Source organism: Acinetobacter lwoffii, from assembly GCF_019343495.1.
Lineage (GTDB): Bacteria > Pseudomonadota > Gammaproteobacteria > Pseudomonadales > Moraxellaceae > Acinetobacter > Acinetobacter lwoffii_P.
Map to the genome: position 1 here is coordinate 1,155,413 of NZ_CP072549.1, position 19,055 is coordinate 1,174,467.

Consider the following 19,055-nt stretch of genomic DNA (forward strand, 5'->3'; position numbering starts at 1 on the left):
TTATGCGCCTCGAACTGCAACTAGTGCTTCAGCAACCGATTTTTTGAAACGAGCAATCACTTCAACACATTCGTCTTGAGTAATGATCAACGGGCAAAGTAAACGAATCACTGTACCGTTACGACCACCTTTCTCAAGCAATAATTTATTGTTGAAACATGCAGTTTGGATCGCTGCAGCCAATTGACCATCAGCAGGTAAAGAACCCATATGATCCGCATCTTTGCGCTCATCTACGATTTCAACGCCGATCATCAGACCACGGCCACGCACGTTACCGATACATGGGAATTCAGCAGCCAGTTTTTTCAATTCAGCTTGCAGGAAATCACCACGCTCTTGTGCATTTTGCGCCAGGTTCTGTTCTTTAATGGTATTGATCGTTGCAAGACCTGTACCCATCGCCAATTGGTTACCACGGAAAGTACCGGTATGACCAGCAGGTTGCCATGCATCGAACTTGCGTTTAATACCTAAGACTGCAAGCGGCAAGCTACCACCTACGGCTTTAGACATCACTACAACATCAGGTTCGATACCTGCGTGTTCGAATGCAAACATTTTGCCTGAACGTGCGAAACCAGCCTGAACTTCATCAAGAATCAACACGATGTTGTGTTTTTCAGTCACTTCACGGATTTTTTGCAACCATTTTACTGGTGCAGTTACCACACCACCTTCACCCTGAATCGCTTCAAGAATCACAGCTGCAGGTTTGGTCACACCACTTTCTACATCTTCAATGAAGTTTTCAAAGTAGTAAGTCAGGGCATCAACACCCGCTTCACCGCCAAGACCCAATGGGCAACGGTATTCATGCGGATACGGCATAAACTGTACACCCGGCATCAAGCCGTTCACTGCATTTTTCGCAGACAGGTTACCTGTCATTGCCAATGCACCATGAGTCATACCGTGGTAGCCGCCAGAGAAGCTGATCACTGAGCTACGACCGGTAAAGGTTTTCGCCAGTTTAATCGCAGCTTCGGTTGCATCTGCACCGGATGGACCACAGAACTGCAAGCAGTACTCTTCTTGGCCACCTGGAAGATAAGAAAGAAGTGCTTCAGTAAAAGCATCTTTTAAAGGAGTAGTAAGATCCAGCGTATGCAATGGTAAACCGCTTGCAATCGTATCCTGGATACTTTGAATGACTGCAGGATGATTATGGCCTAAAGCCAACGTCCCTGCCCCAGCTAAACAATCAAGGTACTCAGTACCTTCAACATCGGTAACCCAGCAACCTTGTGCTTTCGCTATCGCTAACGGTAATTTACGTGGATAACTACGCACATTCGATTCCATCTGACTTTGGCGAGTCAAGTAGTATTCGTTTGTGGAATTGGTGGCAGGGTTTACAGAAGTAACGCTCATATCGAATTACCATCTCTGATATGGGTGAAAGAAATAAGTCTGGTGACGTTTGGTCCTTTGACTCGGCGCTTTATAAAGGTTCTAGCTAGCAGTTTTGTATTCGAATAACTAGGAGGCGGATGATACCGAATTTTTCAGGAAAATAAACAACTTTCAGTCACATTTTGTCCTAATCTTTATCGAAAAAAAACATCATGCTAATCCATCCCCTAAATCATCATCTTACAGTGTGATAGCAGAAAGAAAAGCGTGTTCTTTTATGGTTTTTTGTAGCGCAGGCGGCATTCAGGTAACCAATCTTAAAATTATTCATTAAGTATTTAATTATTAAAAATAAATATAAATTAAATAATGAGATAAAATTAAAGAGAATTTAACACTCTTACGACAAATATTTCGTAAAAAGATCACAATTGAGATTTAATATTTTAACAACGGCTTAGATGGCCAATTTTAAGAAAAACAGGACAATTTCATGCGTCTCTTAGCACTTACCAGTTTGATCCTTGCCAGCACCCTCGCCACAGGCGCATTTGCAGCTCCTGCTGAATCTCTGAATTATAATGTTGTTAATCTTTCAGCAGAGGCTAGCCGTGAAATCTCAAATGATGAAATGCATGCTGTGCTTTATATTGAAAAATCCAACAAACAGCCGGCTGAACTAGCCACTCAAATTAACCAGTTGATGAATCAGGCGATCGCCACAGCACGCAAATATCCTACTGTGAAAATCGAGACGGGCGCACAAAGCACTTATCCTATTTATGACAATGACAACCGTAAATTGAAAGAATGGCGTGGTCGTGCCCAGATTCGTCTGGAATCGAAAGATTTTAAAGCAACGTCTCAACTGATTGCCGAATTACAACAGCACTTCCAGACCCAGTCGATTAACTTTAAAGTATCAGATGAAAAGCGTAAAAAAGTTGAAAGCGAGCTGATGATTGAAGCCACCAAAAACTTCCAGCAACGCGCACAGGCACTCACCCAGACCTGGAACAAACCGAGTTATCAACTGGTGAACTTAAACCTGAATACTAACAATTATTCACCACAGCCAGTACCGCGTATGGCCATGATGAAATCTGCATCGGCTGATATGGCGGTTCCTGAGCAGGAAGTTGCGGCGGGTGAATCGCAAATGACGGTCAGCGCGAATGGGGCGATTCAGTTTAAATAAGACTTCATTAGATTATTCGCACTTTTAAGAACCACTCTTTTGAGTGGTTTTTTATCATGTGAATATTCTTTAAAAAGCGAGGCTACAAATTCATACAAACTCAGGTAGGAATTGAGGTTTGACCGGTTTAGAGTAACGGACATTTGTTCCAGTCCTCTCTGCTCATGTCCCTTGACCAACTGAATCTTTACCTGTTTCATATCTTAAATGTACCCGACCAAGCCTCAATCTGGATGATCAACTATGCCTCCCTGATTGCGCATGACCTGGTTTATCTCTTTTTGCTGATTTTTTCTATTGCCTGGTTCCGTGGTAGTTACCAAGTAAAAACAGGGATTATAAAAGCCTTCATCTTCACAGCTATTACCTTATTGATGAGTGAAGTATTGTCTGCGATCCTTAATACCCCACGCCCGTTTGTGATAGATGTTGGCCGCACCCTGATTGAACATGCACCGACTGGTTCTTTTCCCAGCAACCATATGAGTATTTTTAGTGGGATTGCCTTCGCCTATTATTTTTCACCGCAGCGAGACTTGGGAAGAATTCTAATCTGGACAGCTTGGCTGGTAGCGTGGTCGCGTGTTTATGTCGGTGTGCATTTTCCGATTGATATGCTGGGTGCGTTTCTGATGGCAATAACAGTAAATTTAGCTGGATTACCATTGTGGTGGAAATATGAGAATCAAATCATGAACTTTATTTTGGGTATTCATTATTGGTTATTTTCGCCTTTAATTCGAATGGGCTGGATTAAATAAATATAATTAAAATGTCATAAAAAATCCCGCTCGAAAGCGGGACTTTTTGAATCTCTAAACTTGAATCTGAATAATTTAGTAAATCGCCATATGATTGCGATATATAAAGATAATAACTTATTGTTTTAATTATAATATTTTATAAGGTAAAAATATTTAACCTCCCATTTAACCTCCAATCGTGTTCTGTACCCCCTATTTTGAACAATAAATTATTTTGTTCGCCTCCTCTTTTTTGATGGAGCGAAATAGAGTATTTAAAGCTGCTCCTCTATTTAGTGGCTCAGGTAGCCCGATATTTTGAGCATATTGACTGAGTGACTTTAAGTAGCTCAGTTACTCACTAACCATCTTTGAGCTGGTCAGTAGAATTTTAGATTTTAAATCCGCATTTCAAATGTTGAATTAAGTTAGCCGTCCAAGTGGCTGATTAAGTAGCTCGGTCGCGTTTCAAATGTGAGCAAGTTATAAAAATCACAAAATACTTTCGATTGTAGATACGTGCATCCAGTCGCGTGTGCATTGCCGAAGTTGAGGATTTTAGATGGTGGGGGGTGATTCTATGTTGAGGCCATTTGTAGCAGTGAACCGCTCCAATAATCACGCTGTAATTCTATTGGGATTTTAAGCCTTAAAACCACATTTCCGCCCATCCCTCGCGCGCGCGCGCGTTTTGTTCCGAAACACAACGTAATTTTGCGCTGTCCTACTTCAGAAAACTTCAGTTTTAAAAATACAAAACCTGATAAAACATGAGATTCAGAACGGCGTACCTGTTAACAATTGTTGACATTCAAAACGCTGCACCTGTTATCAATTGTTATGGTTTGGACTACTACAAAATACTACTTTCCACTTGCTGCTCGGACTTAGGATTGAACCTGTCAAAACTTGTTATTCAGGATATGCACAAAACCGCCCTGATTGCTCGATATAGCCATGTTTTGGAAATGATGTACCTTTCATCAAGTCTTAGCCTAAACCTCACAAAACCTGACATTTAAACCGTGTCATTGCTAAGAAATACTAAGGTCAAAACTTATCTAAACTTAACCTTTAAACCTGATAAAACCTGAAATCATAACGGCATGATTAGAGAAGGTTAGAACCTGACAAAACCTGACATTTAGAACGCCGTAGCTGTAAGCAATAGTAAGTACCTTTAACTTTATTTTAACTTTTAACTCAAACAGGATTTTTTTTGCTGGTGCGGTTGGGAGTGGTCTCCGTTTTGGGCCAATCCATAAGATATGAAGTCCCCCCACTGGTTAGCCGTCACCACTCGATTGATTGAACCTTATAAAACGTGATATTTGTGATACGTAGTGATACAAGATAGGTATTCCTCAAAAACGGCGTAAACCTTGATATGACTATGTTTGAGTGTAGTTTTAATGGTCTTTTTTCATGTGGTGCTGTAAAACAAGAAAATACTTGGTCAGATTTAGAATCCAGTCAAGATTTAGCTAGACGTACCTAGACAAAACGGTACTTCTTGCTTGACGTAGCATGACAAAACCAAAACCACACTAAACCGCCGTACCCTTTGCATAGCTTGGCTTTGAGTGCATTTTTATAGGTGCTTTTATCAGTACCTTGTCAAACAAATATAAAAGGCTTGTCATGCAAGATTTAAGGCCATTTACTGATACGTACTGATACGGATTTTGTACGACGTAGAACGACAAAACAGGGGGTGTAATCATTTCATTTATGCGATTTGCGAAACAAACCCTATGAAAGAGAATTTTAAGCGGTTCATATTGGCTTAGTTTTGAATTTTCGGAGTCCATAAAAAGGGATGGGTCTGCATGGTTATCTTGACCATCCAGCCAATAAAAAAGCTCCCCATATTTAGGGAGCTTTGATTAAAGCAATTGCAGCTCATCAGCTCGAATCTCGGTTACTTCCCGATCCGCTCCTTTACTGTCTTTCCACTTCCTTGTACGCAATGAGCCTTCGATATACACCTTCCCACCTTTCTTGAGGTACTTACTCGCAATCTCGGCTAAACGGTTGTTAGTGGTGATTCTGTGCCATTCTGTAGCCTGTTTACGTTCGCCAGTGGTCTTGTCCTTCCAATGCTCGGAAGTTGCAACGCTGAATGTGGTAACGCTGCCACCGTTGGAGAATTGCTTTGTTTCAGGGTCACGACCCAAAACGCCCATAACTGTGACTCTATTTAAATTTGCCATTGTCTTAAATCTCTCTAATTTTCTCAGAATGTCTATTTCCTATAGGCAACATGGGCAACATGGGCAACATGGGCAACATGGGCAACATGCTTGCTATCAAAGCGTTTCAGGCTGTTGCCTCTTTTTTTTCACTTGGGCAACATGGGCAACATTTGAGGGAAATCTTAATTTGTTGCCTTTGTTGCCTTTTGCGTTTCTGTATGGGCAACACGCTCAAAGCCTTTATTCATAAGGTTGTTGCCCTTGTTGCCTTTGTTGCCCTGTGTTTTTACTATTCCCAGCTAAAAATAGCCTCTTTAACTGCATAAACTCGAATCGCTTTGCTTCGACTGGGTAGGCGAACTGTCTTTGTATTCTTCCCTGTATCATGTTCTAGCAGTTCTTGAATGAGTAAAGCCTTTGCAACTTTTCGGCTATCAAGACTTTTGCACACTTCATTTTTGAATTGCTCAGGCAGTACAAGAAATAACTTTTCGCCATTTTCTATCTTCCAGTACCCAACTCGATTAATAATCTTTTCGATATGTTCGGGGTCTGGGGTGATTGATTCAAAACGGCTGGATTCATTCGCCTCAAAAAAGGCTTTAACCTGCAAGATATATTCTCGATTTTCATAATCTCCAACATACTCAAAGTCATTCACCCATTCATTAAAAACGGCCTTCACTGCATTAAATGCCGTACCTGATTTCCATCCTGTAATCCCTGCTTGAGTGGCAAGCTCGCCTGCTGCTGCAATTAAGGCAAAGGCATTTGCCACTCGTACAATATGGCCTTGACTGTGACTTGCTACCAACTCAAGGTTGTATTGCTCTAATAGTTGCTTGGCTTGATTTGTGGTGCGTTCCTTGTCACTGGTTAGGTATTTAAGCCACTCCATACCTGCGACACCGTAGGATTGATTAGAACGCTCCACTAATAACCTAGATTGCTTTGCAGCACTTTCGGCAAAGTCGACCTGATCAAATAGCCCATGTTCGGAATGACTTATATCAATATCAATCAGGCGGATTTCCTGCCCCAGCTTGGTCTTTTGTCCGCTTTCCTGCATGATTTCTTTTAAACTTTTTTCACCAGTAGACAGAAAAATAACTTTCCATTCATAGGACGGTTTAGCAGTTATCTGCTTTGTCATGCGTCCTTTGCCTTTACCATTTGCCAGCATATAAACGATATTGCCCAGCTCTTTAGGGTTGGTAACTTCCCCTATCTCATCCAATGCTAAAAAACCATCATTGTGCATATAAGCTGTATGCTCTAAAGCATTGCCTGTTGATTTCCATGTTTTGTGATACTTGCTAGGTTTACCCCATACACTGCATCCAACATATAAAGCCGTTGTTTTACCTTTTGACGATTGTCCTTTGAAGTGAACGCCAGCACCGTTTTGCTGCTCCAGTGGTGCAAGCAATTGACCAGCAAATGCAGAACTCAGCGCGACTACTAATTTGCTATGGGTGGCAATAGGGATAGAAATGTTATTTTGCCACTGCTCCAAAGTACAGTTGCTTTGATAATTACTATCGACCCCCTGGGTAGCTTGATAAACGATTAATTCATCATTTTCATGCTGTCCGATCTGCTTGTTGGGCAATACGAATATATTGTCGTGCCAGCCCACGCGGTCAACACATAACGCCCTAGCATCAGTCGGGTAACTCATTAAATAGCTTTGCAGTAAATTCCTTGCTCTGCCATCAGGTGCAATAATCACCCCTTGATAAGCTAAGGCTTTGCGTAGCTCTACACCGTCCGACTGGAATAGCTCCATAGATAGCGCTTGAATATGTTTAACTCCATCAGCGTCATACCATTCTAACAAGCGACCCCATGCGTTATTAGTCATGTCCCTTGTTTGTGCCAGCACATTAATAGGACTTGAGATATAACGCCTCAATTCGTCCTCTTTGGTTTGTTCAATGTAATACAAGCCATTTTCAAGGAGATGAAATACACCGTCACCATATTTAAACGGCTTGGCTAAATGTCCTTTGGGTAGATTGGTCTTTTCAGGTAAAGCCTCTATAGCTTCCTCAATAAACGCCAGCACCTCACTTACACTTTCATCCTGGCTTAATTCAATCTGGAACTGATTTACACCGATTCTTAAATACTGGCATAGCAGCCTAACTGCCGTGTTCTGCTCCAGCTCTTTAAATGGCTCAAGGTGCATTTGCTCAATTCGGACAGGTAGATATAACTTTGTATAGCCTGCCTGTGATAGCTGATTAATAACGAACTTTATTTGCTCAAAATCATACGGTTTGAGTTCTGTTTTATGGCTGCTGCATAGGGTAGGCAGTAGCACCAATGCAACGGCGTAGCCAGTCTGTGCGACCTTAAAGAAAGCCTCTAGGCTGTATGTGATAATGACAGGCTGGGCATGGTCAAAATCGCCATACCTTGCAAAGCCTCTAGCCAATCCATCAGGCATGACAGCCACACGCTGCCCATCTTGCATGACTGCACATTGAACAAGCTCCATTTGCCCATCATAGACAGGCAGAATCAAAGGCTGTGCATAGGTAACGCCGTTTATATCCACATTGCCATCATCGACATAGATCGGCTGCTCAGGACTGCCAAAACGCTGTATTACTGGATGTGATGAATAAGCATCATTAAACGATACAAGCTGTGTGCATTCGTTTAAAATGTCATTGGGTGTTATTAGTTCTTTGGGGTGGTCATAATCAAGCATTGTGGCTACCCCCTTTCATTTTCTCCCATTCTGCACTCAGTCGTTTCTCGCCTTGTGCCAATTTCTGTATGTTGTCGTAGCTTAATTGCTCAAGTACACCAAAGCACCGTGTTATTGATTGAAAATAGACTTCTTCCAGTCCTGTGAGTTTTGGCAGTAGGGTTATTTCATTTTGCAGAACTTGCAGCATATAGCCGATGGATTCACTGCGCTCTAGCATTTCGCTATACACGTCCGCCATATCGCCTGCATCATAAGTTTTAGGTGTATTTTTAGAATTGATTTGATTAGGCATGAGAATGCGCTCCTTGTAGTTTTGGAGCTTTACCATTCACGACCAAGTGAGGGTGGCAAAGCTGAAAAGGGTTGGTCGACAGGTCTACAAGGTTCCCTGCACACTCGAAAGTGTCCCTCTCCAGCTTCACCATAACATGCGAACGCATAGAGATATTACGCACAAAAAAAGTCCTTGCGGACTGTGCGCCTCGTAGAATATAGCCGACCAAAGCTAACTTTGAGATTTTGCTCAAAGCCCGATTAATATAACCATACTTGGGCATGTTAGCAATATCGAATAATTTGTTTTTCATGCTTCTGCTCCTTTCAAGTAAGCATCAATAAGCTGCTGTAAGCTCTCCCCATGCAGCACCACAACGCCAGTGGCTTGAGGGTTTTGCATAAGTTGCTTCATACCGTCATCAATGGCCTGAACTCCACCGCCTATGGTGATTAGTTCGATAAAACTACAAGCCTCATTGTTTACGATTAAATCCGCCTCAATATCTGCCTCGGTGTTAGTGCGATATGAAGCCAGTACAATATCTTTCATGCCTTCACCTCACTGCACACGATTGATATGAATATCTGAATTAATCAAAACGCCGTCATTTGATAATCCGACTTGCTGGCGGTTATCCATCATCTGCAATAAACGCTGTTCTGCTTCTTCAAACGAAATGCCGAAATGCTTTGCAATGTCCTCTAACTGGTACATAGGTTCGCCGTCATCCGTGTAACCGCTTGGCGGTGGCAATAGGTTTAATTCCTTCGCCTTTTGGTGCATCTCTGCTTTGATATGCTCAGGCGTGTGGTGCATTGTTAGCATGAGTGCCTGCTCAGTGATGGGGTGGTGTTCCCCATACTGCTCAAGCATTGCTTTGTAATGGTCAAAGGCTTTGAAAAATTCAGGGTTTACATGTTTATTCATGGCCTACCCCCTCAAAAGTTAGCTGTAAATTAGCTTTGCATGTTTCAATGCGGACGGCGTTTAAATGCTTTTCATGTTTACGGCGGTGCATACCCAGGCTATGAAATGTACCTTTATCCTTAGATACTTTTTCCTGCATACATAGGCGGTTTAATTCTTCATAAGCGGTCTGACGTGCTACATAACTCCCAGTTTTGCGGATGCTTGGCAGTACCTCAGCAAATACCCAGTTTTGGAAATTCAACGCTTCTTTTTTATTAGATCGAAAAATAATGCGATAAAGGTTAGGCTCATTAATGAACTTGAGCTTTTGAGTACCGCCATTTGTCAGGATGTGGCAATCTGCCATACCCTTTGAATCTAATTCACGTAATAAGCGTGATGTTCTGCTCACTGATAGGACGCTACATACGTCAGTCAAACAAAATAAAGGCTCGTTGGTATTGCTCAAGACAACACGAACGCCGTGTTCATTGAAATTAAAAATAGATGGGTTCATGCTGCCACCTGCTTAATTAGTTCATAACGAGCATGTGAACCGATGCCTGAATAATTGCGCTCACGATGGGTCACAATGTCATAACCTGCACACCGTAAACGCTGAATGATTGCGCTCAATCGGTAGCAGTTGAAAAGGTCGATAGCCTCAGCCTGTGAAATGGTTTTGCCTTGCTTGAGATAAGTCAGGACTTGTTTTAATTGGGTGCTATTCATGTTCTTATGCTCCCATCGTTGCAATGGTGGCTTGTTCTTCAATCCATGCCTGCACCTCAGACATACGCCATACAGTGACGTTGCCACTAATCTTCAAAGGCTGTGGAAATTTCCCCTGCTTGACCCAAGTCCATATTGTTTTTTCACTGACTGGGAGCAATCCGACACGCTCAGGCTTGGCATTAACTTTGCGTTTCATGCCTGCATTTTCGCCTGTCTTTACTGTGTAGATTTTTTCGGGGGTAGATGGTGCGCTCGCTAATTGTTTAATACGAGCATATTGTTCTGTGTATAGCATATTGCACCCTTGCAATTCATAAAGCGTTATTGCTTGGGTGCAAGTATGAAATTGATTTTTTTTACTTTGTTCTAGTTAGATTCTGCCACTACCTAGTTAGAATTTATTTTGTATTTTCATGAGCTAACTTTAGCCAATCACCTACAACATCCTTACTCAATGGTGTTCCTAGTCGGTCAAGCACACCCATTATTTCCTTATTGGAATTTCCATAAGGTTGAGTAATATCCAATCCGTTCAATTCACACAAGGCACTAATTATTTTTGAAGCATTGTTAGCCGTTCTGGGGTGTAAAATATCAATCTCTTTTACAGGTTTTTCTTTTTGAAATAACTTTTTGATTAGCAAATCAATATCAGCTTTCAAAAACCCTTGCTGGAAAATTTCATCTGTATAAAAACTGCCAAATATGTCTTTTTCTTTTTTATCAGCCTTCCAATAAAACAAGTTATCACTAATAAAAAATCTGCTTTCAGTTGGTATACAACTATCGTAAAAACCATCTCGGTAGTTTTTTATTTCTGCTTGAATAAGCCCTTTGATACTAAGCGAACTATCTAAAAAATCATAAATACCACTTTTCACGGAAAATATATTTTCTTCATGAAATACTAATCCGACATTATCTTCATCTAACAATAGTATGCAGGAGGCTTTCTTAATTTTAATTAACCTATCTATAGAATCTTTTTTACTTAATAATTCTTTGTATTCTTCTTTTTCTTTGACTAGCTCATAGCACTTTCTGAGTGTATCTAATTTCAGCATTGGGTCTTTGCTATCATACTCTTTAGGAAAAACTTTCTTAAAAAACTTATAAGCTAGTAAATTTAATTGCTCATCAAAACTTTTTTGAGCATAAATAGTATTATCTTCTCTTTCCTCAAAATCCACCTCGATACTTTGATGTTCTTTTAGCTGTGTGTACTCATCAGCATTTATAAAAAAGCCTGCAATTGCTTTGAAGTCAGTAATTGCCTTATATTTAATAGGAATTTCATTTTCTAAACAGTAGATTAAAAAGGTTCTTCTATCTATATTTAAATCAGTTTGTTTATTAAAATAAGATATGGCCTGCTGTTTATTTAAAAATTCTAAATTCAAAATCAATGCCTCCCACAGCACCCCAAAGGTAGCTAGGTAAACAAGTTGGGTACTTGCTTGTCGGCTGGCCTGCCTATACCTAGCTGAATCAATATATCAAATAATTAAGTAATTGCTAGTTATTGAACGTCCTAGCTTGTCGTACTCAAATAGACTTTTTAAACAAGATAATATCGGGGTCATCTTCCTTATGTAGATGGTTGGCTAATTCTTCAATGTCGGGGTTGTAATAGGTATTAATTAAAATACTTATGGTTTTATGGCCTGTAATTTTTGCCAGCACCTCTACTGGGAGCTTGGCATTTTTAACCATTCGTGAAATGGCTTCATGCCTTGTGTCATGGAAAGTTAAGTCATTAATTTTTAATTTACCTTTCACCACCTGGGTAAAGTATGCAGATAATCCACCTCCGCCTATTTCACCCTCAGCCACCTTATTTTTAAGCGTACAAACGTCTATATCATCTATTCCCCTCATGTAGCTTAAAAGCTCAATAGCTCGCTTAGATAAGGGAACTTTTCGAGCTGCGCCGTTCTTTGTAAGCTCCAGCTCGACATGCTTGTCGTAAACGTCCGCCCACTTTAAGCCTGTTATCTCGCTTGCCCTCATTGCTGTTTCAATAGCAAATAAAAACGCCCATGCTGTTTGTTGTTTCTTAGTGATTGGCTGGGAACGTCCATCATATTTAAAAGCATCCAAGATTCTCTCTATCTCATCTTGTGAAATACGTCTGTTTCTACTCACTGACTGTTTCGGCTTGGCTACATCATCCAATGGGGAGCTGGTCATAATTCTTAGCTCTTGTCGTGCATATTTAAATACAGCACTTAATAAGCCCAAGTCCCTAGCTACTGTCGCACTCTTTACCTTTTTTAATCGCTCATCCCTAAACTGAATCATGTCGAGTTGTCCCAGTTGGTTTACTGGCTTTTTCATCAATCTGGGAAATGATTTTATATAGCTACTCAAAATAACGGTTTCCACACGTCCGCCCCTTTTATGTGGTGTGACTTTTTCAGCATAAAGCTGGATCAGGTCGGCAAAACTCATTTCTGATAAATCTTTTATCTTGTCCTGTCGTTTTTGCTCTGTCGGGTGGATGCCCTCGGATATTTGTTTTTTTATCTCGTCACGTCTTAAACGTGCATCTTTAGCATTGAGTACCTTTGGATACTCTCCCAGTGTGATTGTGTTCTTCTTCCCATCAAGCGTATAAAGCACCTTCCAAGTTTTGCGACCTGTCGGAGATACGAACAAGTAAAGCATCTCACTATCATTGATTTTCTGTAGCTTGGAGGTTGGCTTAATAGCATCAATTTGCAATTTAGACAGCATTATTATTTCCTCAATAATTCATACAATTAAGAGGCTTTAGAATTTATGGCGATTAATTTTTTTAACCTCCCATTTAACCTCCGTTTAACCTCCCATCGTAGTCTATTGCATGTTATTGCATCACACAAGAAAAAGGCTCAATCCCTTACAGAATCAAGCCTTCACGTTATGTTAGGTTATGGTAGGTTTTTGCTAATATATTGCCATATGATTGCGATGAATCATTTCCAGCGAACGCGCTTCACCTAACACCTGATGCACTTTATCTGATGCCAGACCACGAACGATATCTGCTGAACGCGAACTGAAATTGACACGCCCTACAGCAATACGGTGACCTTGTGTATCGACACATTCCACCACATCACCGCGTTCGAAATGACCCTCAACCGCTTTCACCCCTACAGGCAACAAGCTGCGATGATTGTCTTTAATGGCTTTCACTGCACCATCATCAATCACCAAACGACCTGCGGTTTGCAAGTGAGCCGCCAACCATTGCTGATGCGCTGTCATCCGGTCTTTGTCAGTGACAAATAAGGTGCCTAACAATTCGCCAGACATTAGACGTGATAGAACACCATCACTATCACCACTTGCAATTAAGGTCGGACAGCCCGACTTTGCAGCCAGACGTGCAGCACGAACTTTGGTCAGCATGCCACCACGACCAAATTTACCGCCTCCACCGGCCATATCAAACAGACTTTCATCCATCGCACGTACGGTATGGAACAGTTTGGCATCTGGATTAGACCGTGGGTCTGAGTCAAACATCCCTTCCTGATCCGTTAAGATAATCAGAAGGTCTGCATGAACCTGACCTGCGACCATGGCCGCAAGCGTGTCGTTGTCACCAAAGCGAATTTCGTCAGTCGAAACCGTGTCATTTTCATTGATCACCGGAATCACGCGCCAATCAATCAGGTTCTGCAAGGCATCACATGAGTTGAGGTAGCGACGACGATCTGCCAGATCATCATGGGTTAACAATACTTGCGCAGTTCGAATCTGATGCTTCTCAAGTACGCTTGACCAAGTATGAATCAGGCCCATCTGACCGATGGCAGCACAAGCCTGAAGACTGGGTAGATCGGTGGGTCGATTCTCAAGTTTCATTCGAACCATACCTTCAGCCACAGCACCGGAAGACACCAGAATAATCTCGTGTCCTGCATTGTGTAGATCTGCGATTTGTCCCGCCCAATGCGAGATAGCATCTAAATCTAAACCTTGTCCGTTTGCTGTGAGTAAAGATGATCCGATTTTAACAACGATTCGTTTACAACCCTTGAGCTGACGCTGCCCATCTACCACTTCTATCATCTTATCCTCAGACTCTTCTCTCAGAGATTAGCGTACGTAGTACACTTCCACATCACTATCATCATCGCCATCTTCATCATCTTCGTCATCGCCTAGAATACCGGCAAGACGTTGCTGACGACGCATCTCACGATACGCTTCTTTTGCAGCGATGGTTTGTTCACGTGTTTCAGCTTCAAGCTGATCACGGAATGCTTTCATTTCTGCTGCATATTCTTGATCTTCAGCTTCGCGTTCACGTTGCTCTTCGATCTGATCCATCAGGTAGTAAACCACGTCTTTGGTGCCTTCAGCAGTTAAGCCAGAAGTTTCAAAAACCGGGCCTTCCCACTGCAATTCTTCAAGAATATGGGTGCACCATTCTTCACGTGTTTCTTCAGCCAACTGATCGACTTTGTTCAGCACCAATACGATCGGCAGTTTTGAAAGCGTTGGGGAGAAGTTTTCTAACTCTTTCATAATTGCTTTGGCATTGTGTGCCGGGTCTGAGCCATCAATCGGTTGTACGTCAACGATGTGCAACAAGATACGGGTACGCGCCAAGTGCTTCAGGAAGCGAATCCCAAGACCTGCACCTTCAGATGCACCTTCGATCAGGCCTGGAATATCCGCCATCACGAATGAACGGTGACTGTCAGCATCGACCACACCCAGGTTTGGCACCATGGTGGTAAATGGATAATCTGCAACTTTTGGTTTTGCCGCTGATACAGCACGAATAAAGGTTGATTTACCCGCATTTGGCATACCCAGCAAGCCGACATCTGCCAGAACTTTAAGCTCTAGACGGATTTCACGGAATTCGCCTTTTTGACCATGCGTACACTTACGTGGTGAACGGTTGGTCGATGATTTAAAGTGGGTATTACCTAAACCACCATCACCGCCTGCTGCAACTTTCACGCGTTGACCGTCTTCGATCAAGTCGCCAATAATGTCACCAGACTCTACATCTACAATTGTTGTTCCTACCGGAACTTTTAATACGGTATCTTCACCGCCACGACCAGCACAGTTCGCCCCACGGCCATTTTTTGCTCGTTCTGCACGATATTTACGTGTATAACGATAATCAACTAGCGTACTGGTGTCGTCGTCAGCCTGAATATAAATGCTGCCGCCACGACCACCATCACCACCATCTGGACCACCAAATGGCACGAATTTTTCACGGCGAAAACTGGCTACGCCATTGCCACCGTCGCCAGCCTCTACGGTAATGACTGCTTCATCAACAAAGCGCATATTGCCAATCCTCTAAAAACTTTAAAACCCCATATTCTGCCATATTTTAAAGAATTTCTCGAATAGAATTATGCAGCAATCCCATAAATCTTAGTTAGTCGTTTTCTCACCGAGCCTATTTGATCTATTCAAGGCATAGATTTAGAAAAAAAATACTTAAAAGATTGAAAAGAAGTGGCAGGAAATGAAGTATTTTTACCTTAGTACCATCCCCTATTCTGGAAATTCTTTTTGTGAATTTCTTGATGATTTTTAAAATAATTTATAGAGGAATAAATTTTCAAAAACCGTATTCACAAGAAAATATTCTGATGCGAATACCTTTTAAAATCTGTATTTTATATACACCAAGATAAGTTCAAATTTTGTATTTTCATAAACACTGCATTCCTGCCACTTAATGAAAACTATTTAATAATACTTTGTTTATGCTCTAAAATATCTGGCAGACTTTTTTCAATCCAGCCAATTAAATACATGATTTTTTCAGCCGCTTGTGAGCCAGTAATCGTCAATTGATATTCCACTTTTGGCGGCACCACCGGATAAACCGTTCTCAAAATAAAACCATCTTGTTCTAGCATTTTTAAAGTCTGGGACAACATCTTTTCACTTACCCCTTCAATGCGTTGTTTCAGCTCACTAAAACGATGCACCCCTTCACTTAGGCAACGCAAAACCAAGACCGACCATTTATTGGCAAGGTGTTCCAATATTTCACGTGATGGACATTCAGTTGATAAAACCTGACCTAATAATGGGCTGATTGCATAATTTGTCATAACATTCTCACCATATTTTTATTACTTACTCATTTTAATATACTTACTCTTTGTAAGTTATCAGATTAATATTTCACCAGCAAGCAGATTTCTTAATTCTTATTGGATTAGAAAAAAAGTTTAAAATAAAAAAAGAGCCTCAAATGAGACTCTTTTTTTGCTAAATACTAATTATGCATTAGTTTCAGCAGGAACTTTTGGATAGCTTACGCCGCCCATTTGTTCAGCAATACGCAATACCTGGCAGCTATAACCCACTTCGTTATCGTACCAAACATAAGCAGTTAAACGGTTGCCTGAAGTGATTGTTGCTTGCGCATCAAATACACCTGCAGTGCGTGAACCGATAAAGTCAGAAGATACCACTTCAGTCGAGTTGGTATAACCGATTTGACCTTGCAGGCTAGAACCGATTGAAATCTGACGAATGTATTCATTCACTTCATCACGATCAACGTCTTGACCTAAAGTCAGGTTAAGAATCGCAAGAGATACGTTTGGTGTAGGTACACGTACAGAGTTACCTGTCAATTTACCTTGAAGAGCTGGAAGCGCTTTCGCTACTGCTTTCGCTGCACCAGTTTCAGTAATGACCATGTTCAATGTTGCAGCACGACCACGACGGTCTGCTTTATGGTAGTTATCGATCAAGTTCTGGTCGTTCGTGAACGAGTGAACTGTTTCAACATGACCATTCAACACTGTGTATTTGTCATGCAATACTTTCAACGTAGGTGTAATGGCGTTAGTCGTACAGCTTGCAGCAGAGATGATTGTATCTTCATCAAGGATGTCCGCTTGGTTTACACCGTAAACCACGTTCTTCATGTCACCTTTACCAGGTGCAGTCAGAATCACACGAGCAGCACCCGGGCATTTAAGGTGTTGAGCAAGGCCTTCAGCGTCACGCCATTTACCCGTGTTGTCGATCACAAGTGCATTGTTGATACCGTATGCAGTGTAATCTACTTCAGAAGGATTAGAAGCATAAATCACTTTGATGAAGTTACCGTTGGCAATGATTGCTTCGTTTTCTTCATCTACAGAAATTGTGCCTGCAAATGGACCGTGAATAGAGTCACGACGCAGTAAAGAAGCACGTTTTTCCAAATCACCATCAGATGATTTACGAACAACGATTGCTTTCAGGCTAAGACCACGACCCAGACCTGATTGACCAATCATCAAACGTGCCAGGATACGACCAATACGACCAAAACCATAAAGAACGACATCTTTATGTTCTACCGCAGCAGCATTGCCTTCGATCGATTTAACAGCGTCTGCAACAAATGCATCGATGTCGCCGCCTTTTGCTTTAAATTCAACAGCAAGTTTACCCAGATCAACTTCAGCAGAACCGATGTTTTCTACTTTCACCAATGCTTCAAGAATTGGGAAAGTATCAACTACAGAAAGTTCAACGTCCAGTACGCGAGTACGGCGGTGTGCTTTCAAAATCTGAATCACAGAACGGTTAATTAAAGAGCGACCATAAACTGTAGCTACAATATTTTTTTCACGATATAACTGGCCAACAAGGGCAATCATACGTTCCGCAAGTTCTTCACGGTTTTTCCAGCGACCTTGGTGTTCTGCATGGAGGGCAACAATAGTGTCTTTGCTCACAGATACGTCCTCTAATTAATTGTAAATCTAAGCATAAATTTCTAAACCCGACAATTGTAATGGAATTGGCCGCAAGTTTGAATCAAAAGCTCGTTGAGACGGGTAGTTTTTAACGTATATTCACTATAAATTTCAAAAATAGTTGTAATTAGCTGAATGATTTTGCATTCGAAAATGCTAAAGACCACTATTTTTCAGTACCTGGCACAAATTTGTTAAATGTTGTTTATTCATTCAATCTCTTTTTAATTTTAAGAGTTGAGCCGGTCCTGATAGTTTTCCAGATTTTTCTTAAGGGCTAATTGCTGTTTACGCTGCTTCAGCAAATGTAATATTCCTTCCACAACCAGCAGTAAAACAGCCAGCCAGATTGGAATATAGGTCAACCATTCACCTGATTCCACGCGCTCGCCCAATGCCATCGAGGCAAAAGCCAGCAGTACCGGCTCCAGATAACTCAACAGTCCAAAGATGACAAAGGGCAAATATCGGCTAGCCAAAATATAACTACCCAAACCGAGCGCACTTAAAAAGCCTAATCCAAGAACTGCCAGGATCAAGTGGGAATGATTCAACATAAGCGGCATGGAATCGCTATAGATAAAGCCCAAATAAAATGCCACAGGCAAAATCAGAAATAGATCCCACCAGAATCCACCAAGATGATCGGTCGCAAATTTACGCCGCATAAAGAAATAAAGTGGATAAGCTAAAGCGACATAAACCGTTTCCCATGCGATTGAACCGATCCGCCAGATTTCATGCCCTACCCCCAATACTGCCAAAGCAACGGCAACCATCTGGAATGATGACAATTTTTCTTTATAGAGCACACAACCGACCAGCACCATCACCAGAGGCAGGAGAAAATAACCGAGCGAGACTTCGAGGCCACGACCATTGATGGGACCCCATAAAAATAACCACAATTGCGTGGTACACAACAATGAACTGATCATCAACCAGATCAAGAATGAAGGCTGTTGCAACACCCGTTTAAAAATACCGCTGATATGTTTCAGATCACCCGACCACCACATGAAGGCTGTGAGGAATGGCAAGGTCGCCAGCATACGCCATGCAAAGGTCTGTTCACTATCTAAAGGCTGTAAAAAAGGCGTAAATACATACAGCACTCCAAAAACCACAGAGGCCAAGACAGATAACGCGATGCCTTTATACATAGTTAAACTCTAATTTCA

Annotated in this window: 19 protein-coding genes; 2 read left to right on the forward strand and 17 right to left on the reverse strand. The window is 41.6% G+C overall.

Annotated elements, in window-relative coordinates; genetic code table 11:
- Complete coding sequence (locus J7649_RS05455; protein WP_005246815.1) at positions 1-1,374, reverse strand: diaminobutyrate--2-oxoglutarate transaminase; 1,374 nt, start codon at positions 1,372-1,374, stop codon at positions 1-3.
- A gap of 475 nt (positions 1,375-1,849) precedes the next feature.
- Between J7649_RS05455 and J7649_RS05460 the strand changes: the two genes are divergently transcribed.
- Together J7649_RS05460 and J7649_RS05465 are read left to right on the forward strand one after the other, a co-directional pair.
- On the forward strand, positions 1,850-2,554 hold the full coding sequence (locus J7649_RS05460; RefSeq protein WP_004646521.1) for an SIMPL domain-containing protein: 705 nt from the start codon (positions 1,850-1,852) through the stop codon (positions 2,552-2,554).
- Between the two features lie 164 nt (positions 2,555-2,718).
- Entirely contained in the window at positions 2,719-3,315 is a 597-nt protein-coding gene (locus J7649_RS05465; protein WP_219309724.1) for a phosphatase PAP2 family protein, read from the forward strand.
- 1,868 nt (positions 3,316-5,183) lie between these two features.
- On the opposite strand, the gene ssb is transcribed toward J7649_RS05465, so the two are convergent.
- The 16 genes from ssb to rarD all read right to left on the reverse strand — a co-directional run bounded on the left by ssb (position 5,184) and on the right by rarD (position 19,037).
- A complete protein-coding gene (ssb, locus tag J7649_RS05470) occupies positions 5,184-5,510 on the reverse strand; it encodes a single-stranded DNA-binding protein (RefSeq protein ID WP_219309727.1) in 327 nt (108 codons plus the stop codon).
- Between the two features lie 271 nt (positions 5,511-5,781).
- The gene (locus J7649_RS05475) at positions 5,782-8,211 is read right to left on the reverse strand and encodes a DUF927 domain-containing protein (RefSeq protein ID WP_219309728.1); all 2,430 of its coding nucleotides are present in this window, start codon (positions 8,209-8,211) and stop codon (positions 5,782-5,784) included.
- Positions 8,204-8,506: a hypothetical protein gene (locus tag J7649_RS05480; RefSeq protein ID WP_198054629.1), complete on the reverse strand. Its 303-nt coding sequence runs from the start codon at positions 8,504-8,506 to the stop codon at positions 8,204-8,206. The genes J7649_RS05475 and J7649_RS05480 overlap by 8 nt, the downstream gene beginning before the upstream one ends.
- A complete protein-coding gene (locus J7649_RS05485; RefSeq protein WP_219309730.1) occupies positions 8,499-8,801 on the reverse strand; it encodes a hypothetical protein in 303 nt (100 codons plus the stop codon). Before J7649_RS05485 ends, J7649_RS05480 begins: the two co-directional genes overlap by 8 nt.
- Entirely contained in the window at positions 8,798-9,040 is a 243-nt protein-coding gene (locus J7649_RS05490) for a hypothetical protein (protein ID WP_219309732.1), read from the reverse strand. Before J7649_RS05490 ends, J7649_RS05485 begins: the two co-directional genes overlap by 4 nt.
- Before the next feature lie 9 nt (positions 9,041-9,049).
- A complete protein-coding gene (locus J7649_RS05495; RefSeq protein ID WP_219309734.1) occupies positions 9,050-9,418 on the reverse strand; it encodes a hypothetical protein in 369 nt (122 codons plus the stop codon).
- The gene (locus tag J7649_RS05500; RefSeq protein ID WP_219309736.1) at positions 9,411-9,917 is read right to left on the reverse strand and encodes a BRO-N domain-containing protein; all 507 of its coding nucleotides are present in this window, start codon (positions 9,915-9,917) and stop codon (positions 9,411-9,413) included. The genes J7649_RS05495 and J7649_RS05500 overlap by 8 nt, the downstream gene beginning before the upstream one ends.
- Entirely contained in the window at positions 9,914-10,132 is a 219-nt protein-coding gene (locus J7649_RS05505) for a helix-turn-helix domain-containing protein (protein ID WP_219309738.1), read from the reverse strand. Before J7649_RS05505 ends, J7649_RS05500 begins: the two co-directional genes overlap by 4 nt.
- A gap of 4 nt (positions 10,133-10,136) precedes the next feature.
- Positions 10,137-10,430: a helix-turn-helix transcriptional regulator gene (locus J7649_RS05510; protein WP_219309740.1), complete on the reverse strand. Its 294-nt coding sequence runs from the start codon at positions 10,428-10,430 to the stop codon at positions 10,137-10,139.
- A gap of 103 nt (positions 10,431-10,533) precedes the next feature.
- Positions 10,534-11,535: a hypothetical protein gene (locus tag J7649_RS05515; RefSeq protein ID WP_219309742.1), complete on the reverse strand. Its 1,002-nt coding sequence runs from the start codon at positions 11,533-11,535 to the stop codon at positions 10,534-10,536.
- A 145-nt stretch (positions 11,536-11,680) separates the two neighbouring features.
- Positions 11,681-12,871, reverse strand: coding sequence for a tyrosine-type recombinase/integrase (locus J7649_RS05520; RefSeq protein ID WP_219309743.1), 1,191 nt, complete (start codon positions 12,869-12,871; stop codon positions 11,681-11,683).
- Between the two features lie 192 nt (positions 12,872-13,063).
- Positions 13,064-14,197 carry a glutamate 5-kinase gene (gene proB / locus J7649_RS05525; RefSeq protein WP_004279682.1) on the reverse strand — a complete coding sequence of 378 codons (1,134 nt, stop codon included), beginning with the start codon at positions 14,195-14,197 and terminating at the stop codon, positions 13,064-13,066.
- A 27-nt stretch (positions 14,198-14,224) separates the two neighbouring features.
- The gene (gene cgtA / locus J7649_RS05530) at positions 14,225-15,442 is read right to left on the reverse strand and encodes an Obg family GTPase CgtA (protein ID WP_004646519.1); all 1,218 of its coding nucleotides are present in this window, start codon (positions 15,440-15,442) and stop codon (positions 14,225-14,227) included.
- Positions 15,443-15,849: 407 nt separating this feature from the next.
- Positions 15,850-16,224 carry a winged helix-turn-helix transcriptional regulator gene (locus tag J7649_RS05535; protein ID WP_004730108.1) on the reverse strand — a complete coding sequence of 125 codons (375 nt, stop codon included), beginning with the start codon at positions 16,222-16,224 and terminating at the stop codon, positions 15,850-15,852.
- A gap of 171 nt (positions 16,225-16,395) precedes the next feature.
- A complete protein-coding gene (locus J7649_RS05540; protein ID WP_219309744.1) occupies positions 16,396-17,853 on the reverse strand; it encodes a glyceraldehyde-3-phosphate dehydrogenase in 1,458 nt (485 codons plus the stop codon).
- Between the two features lie 251 nt (positions 17,854-18,104).
- On the reverse strand, positions 18,105-19,037 hold the full coding sequence (rarD, locus tag J7649_RS05545) for an EamA family transporter RarD (RefSeq protein ID WP_219309745.1): 933 nt from the start codon (positions 19,035-19,037) through the stop codon (positions 18,105-18,107).
- Positions 19,038-19,055: the final 18 nt, after the last annotated feature.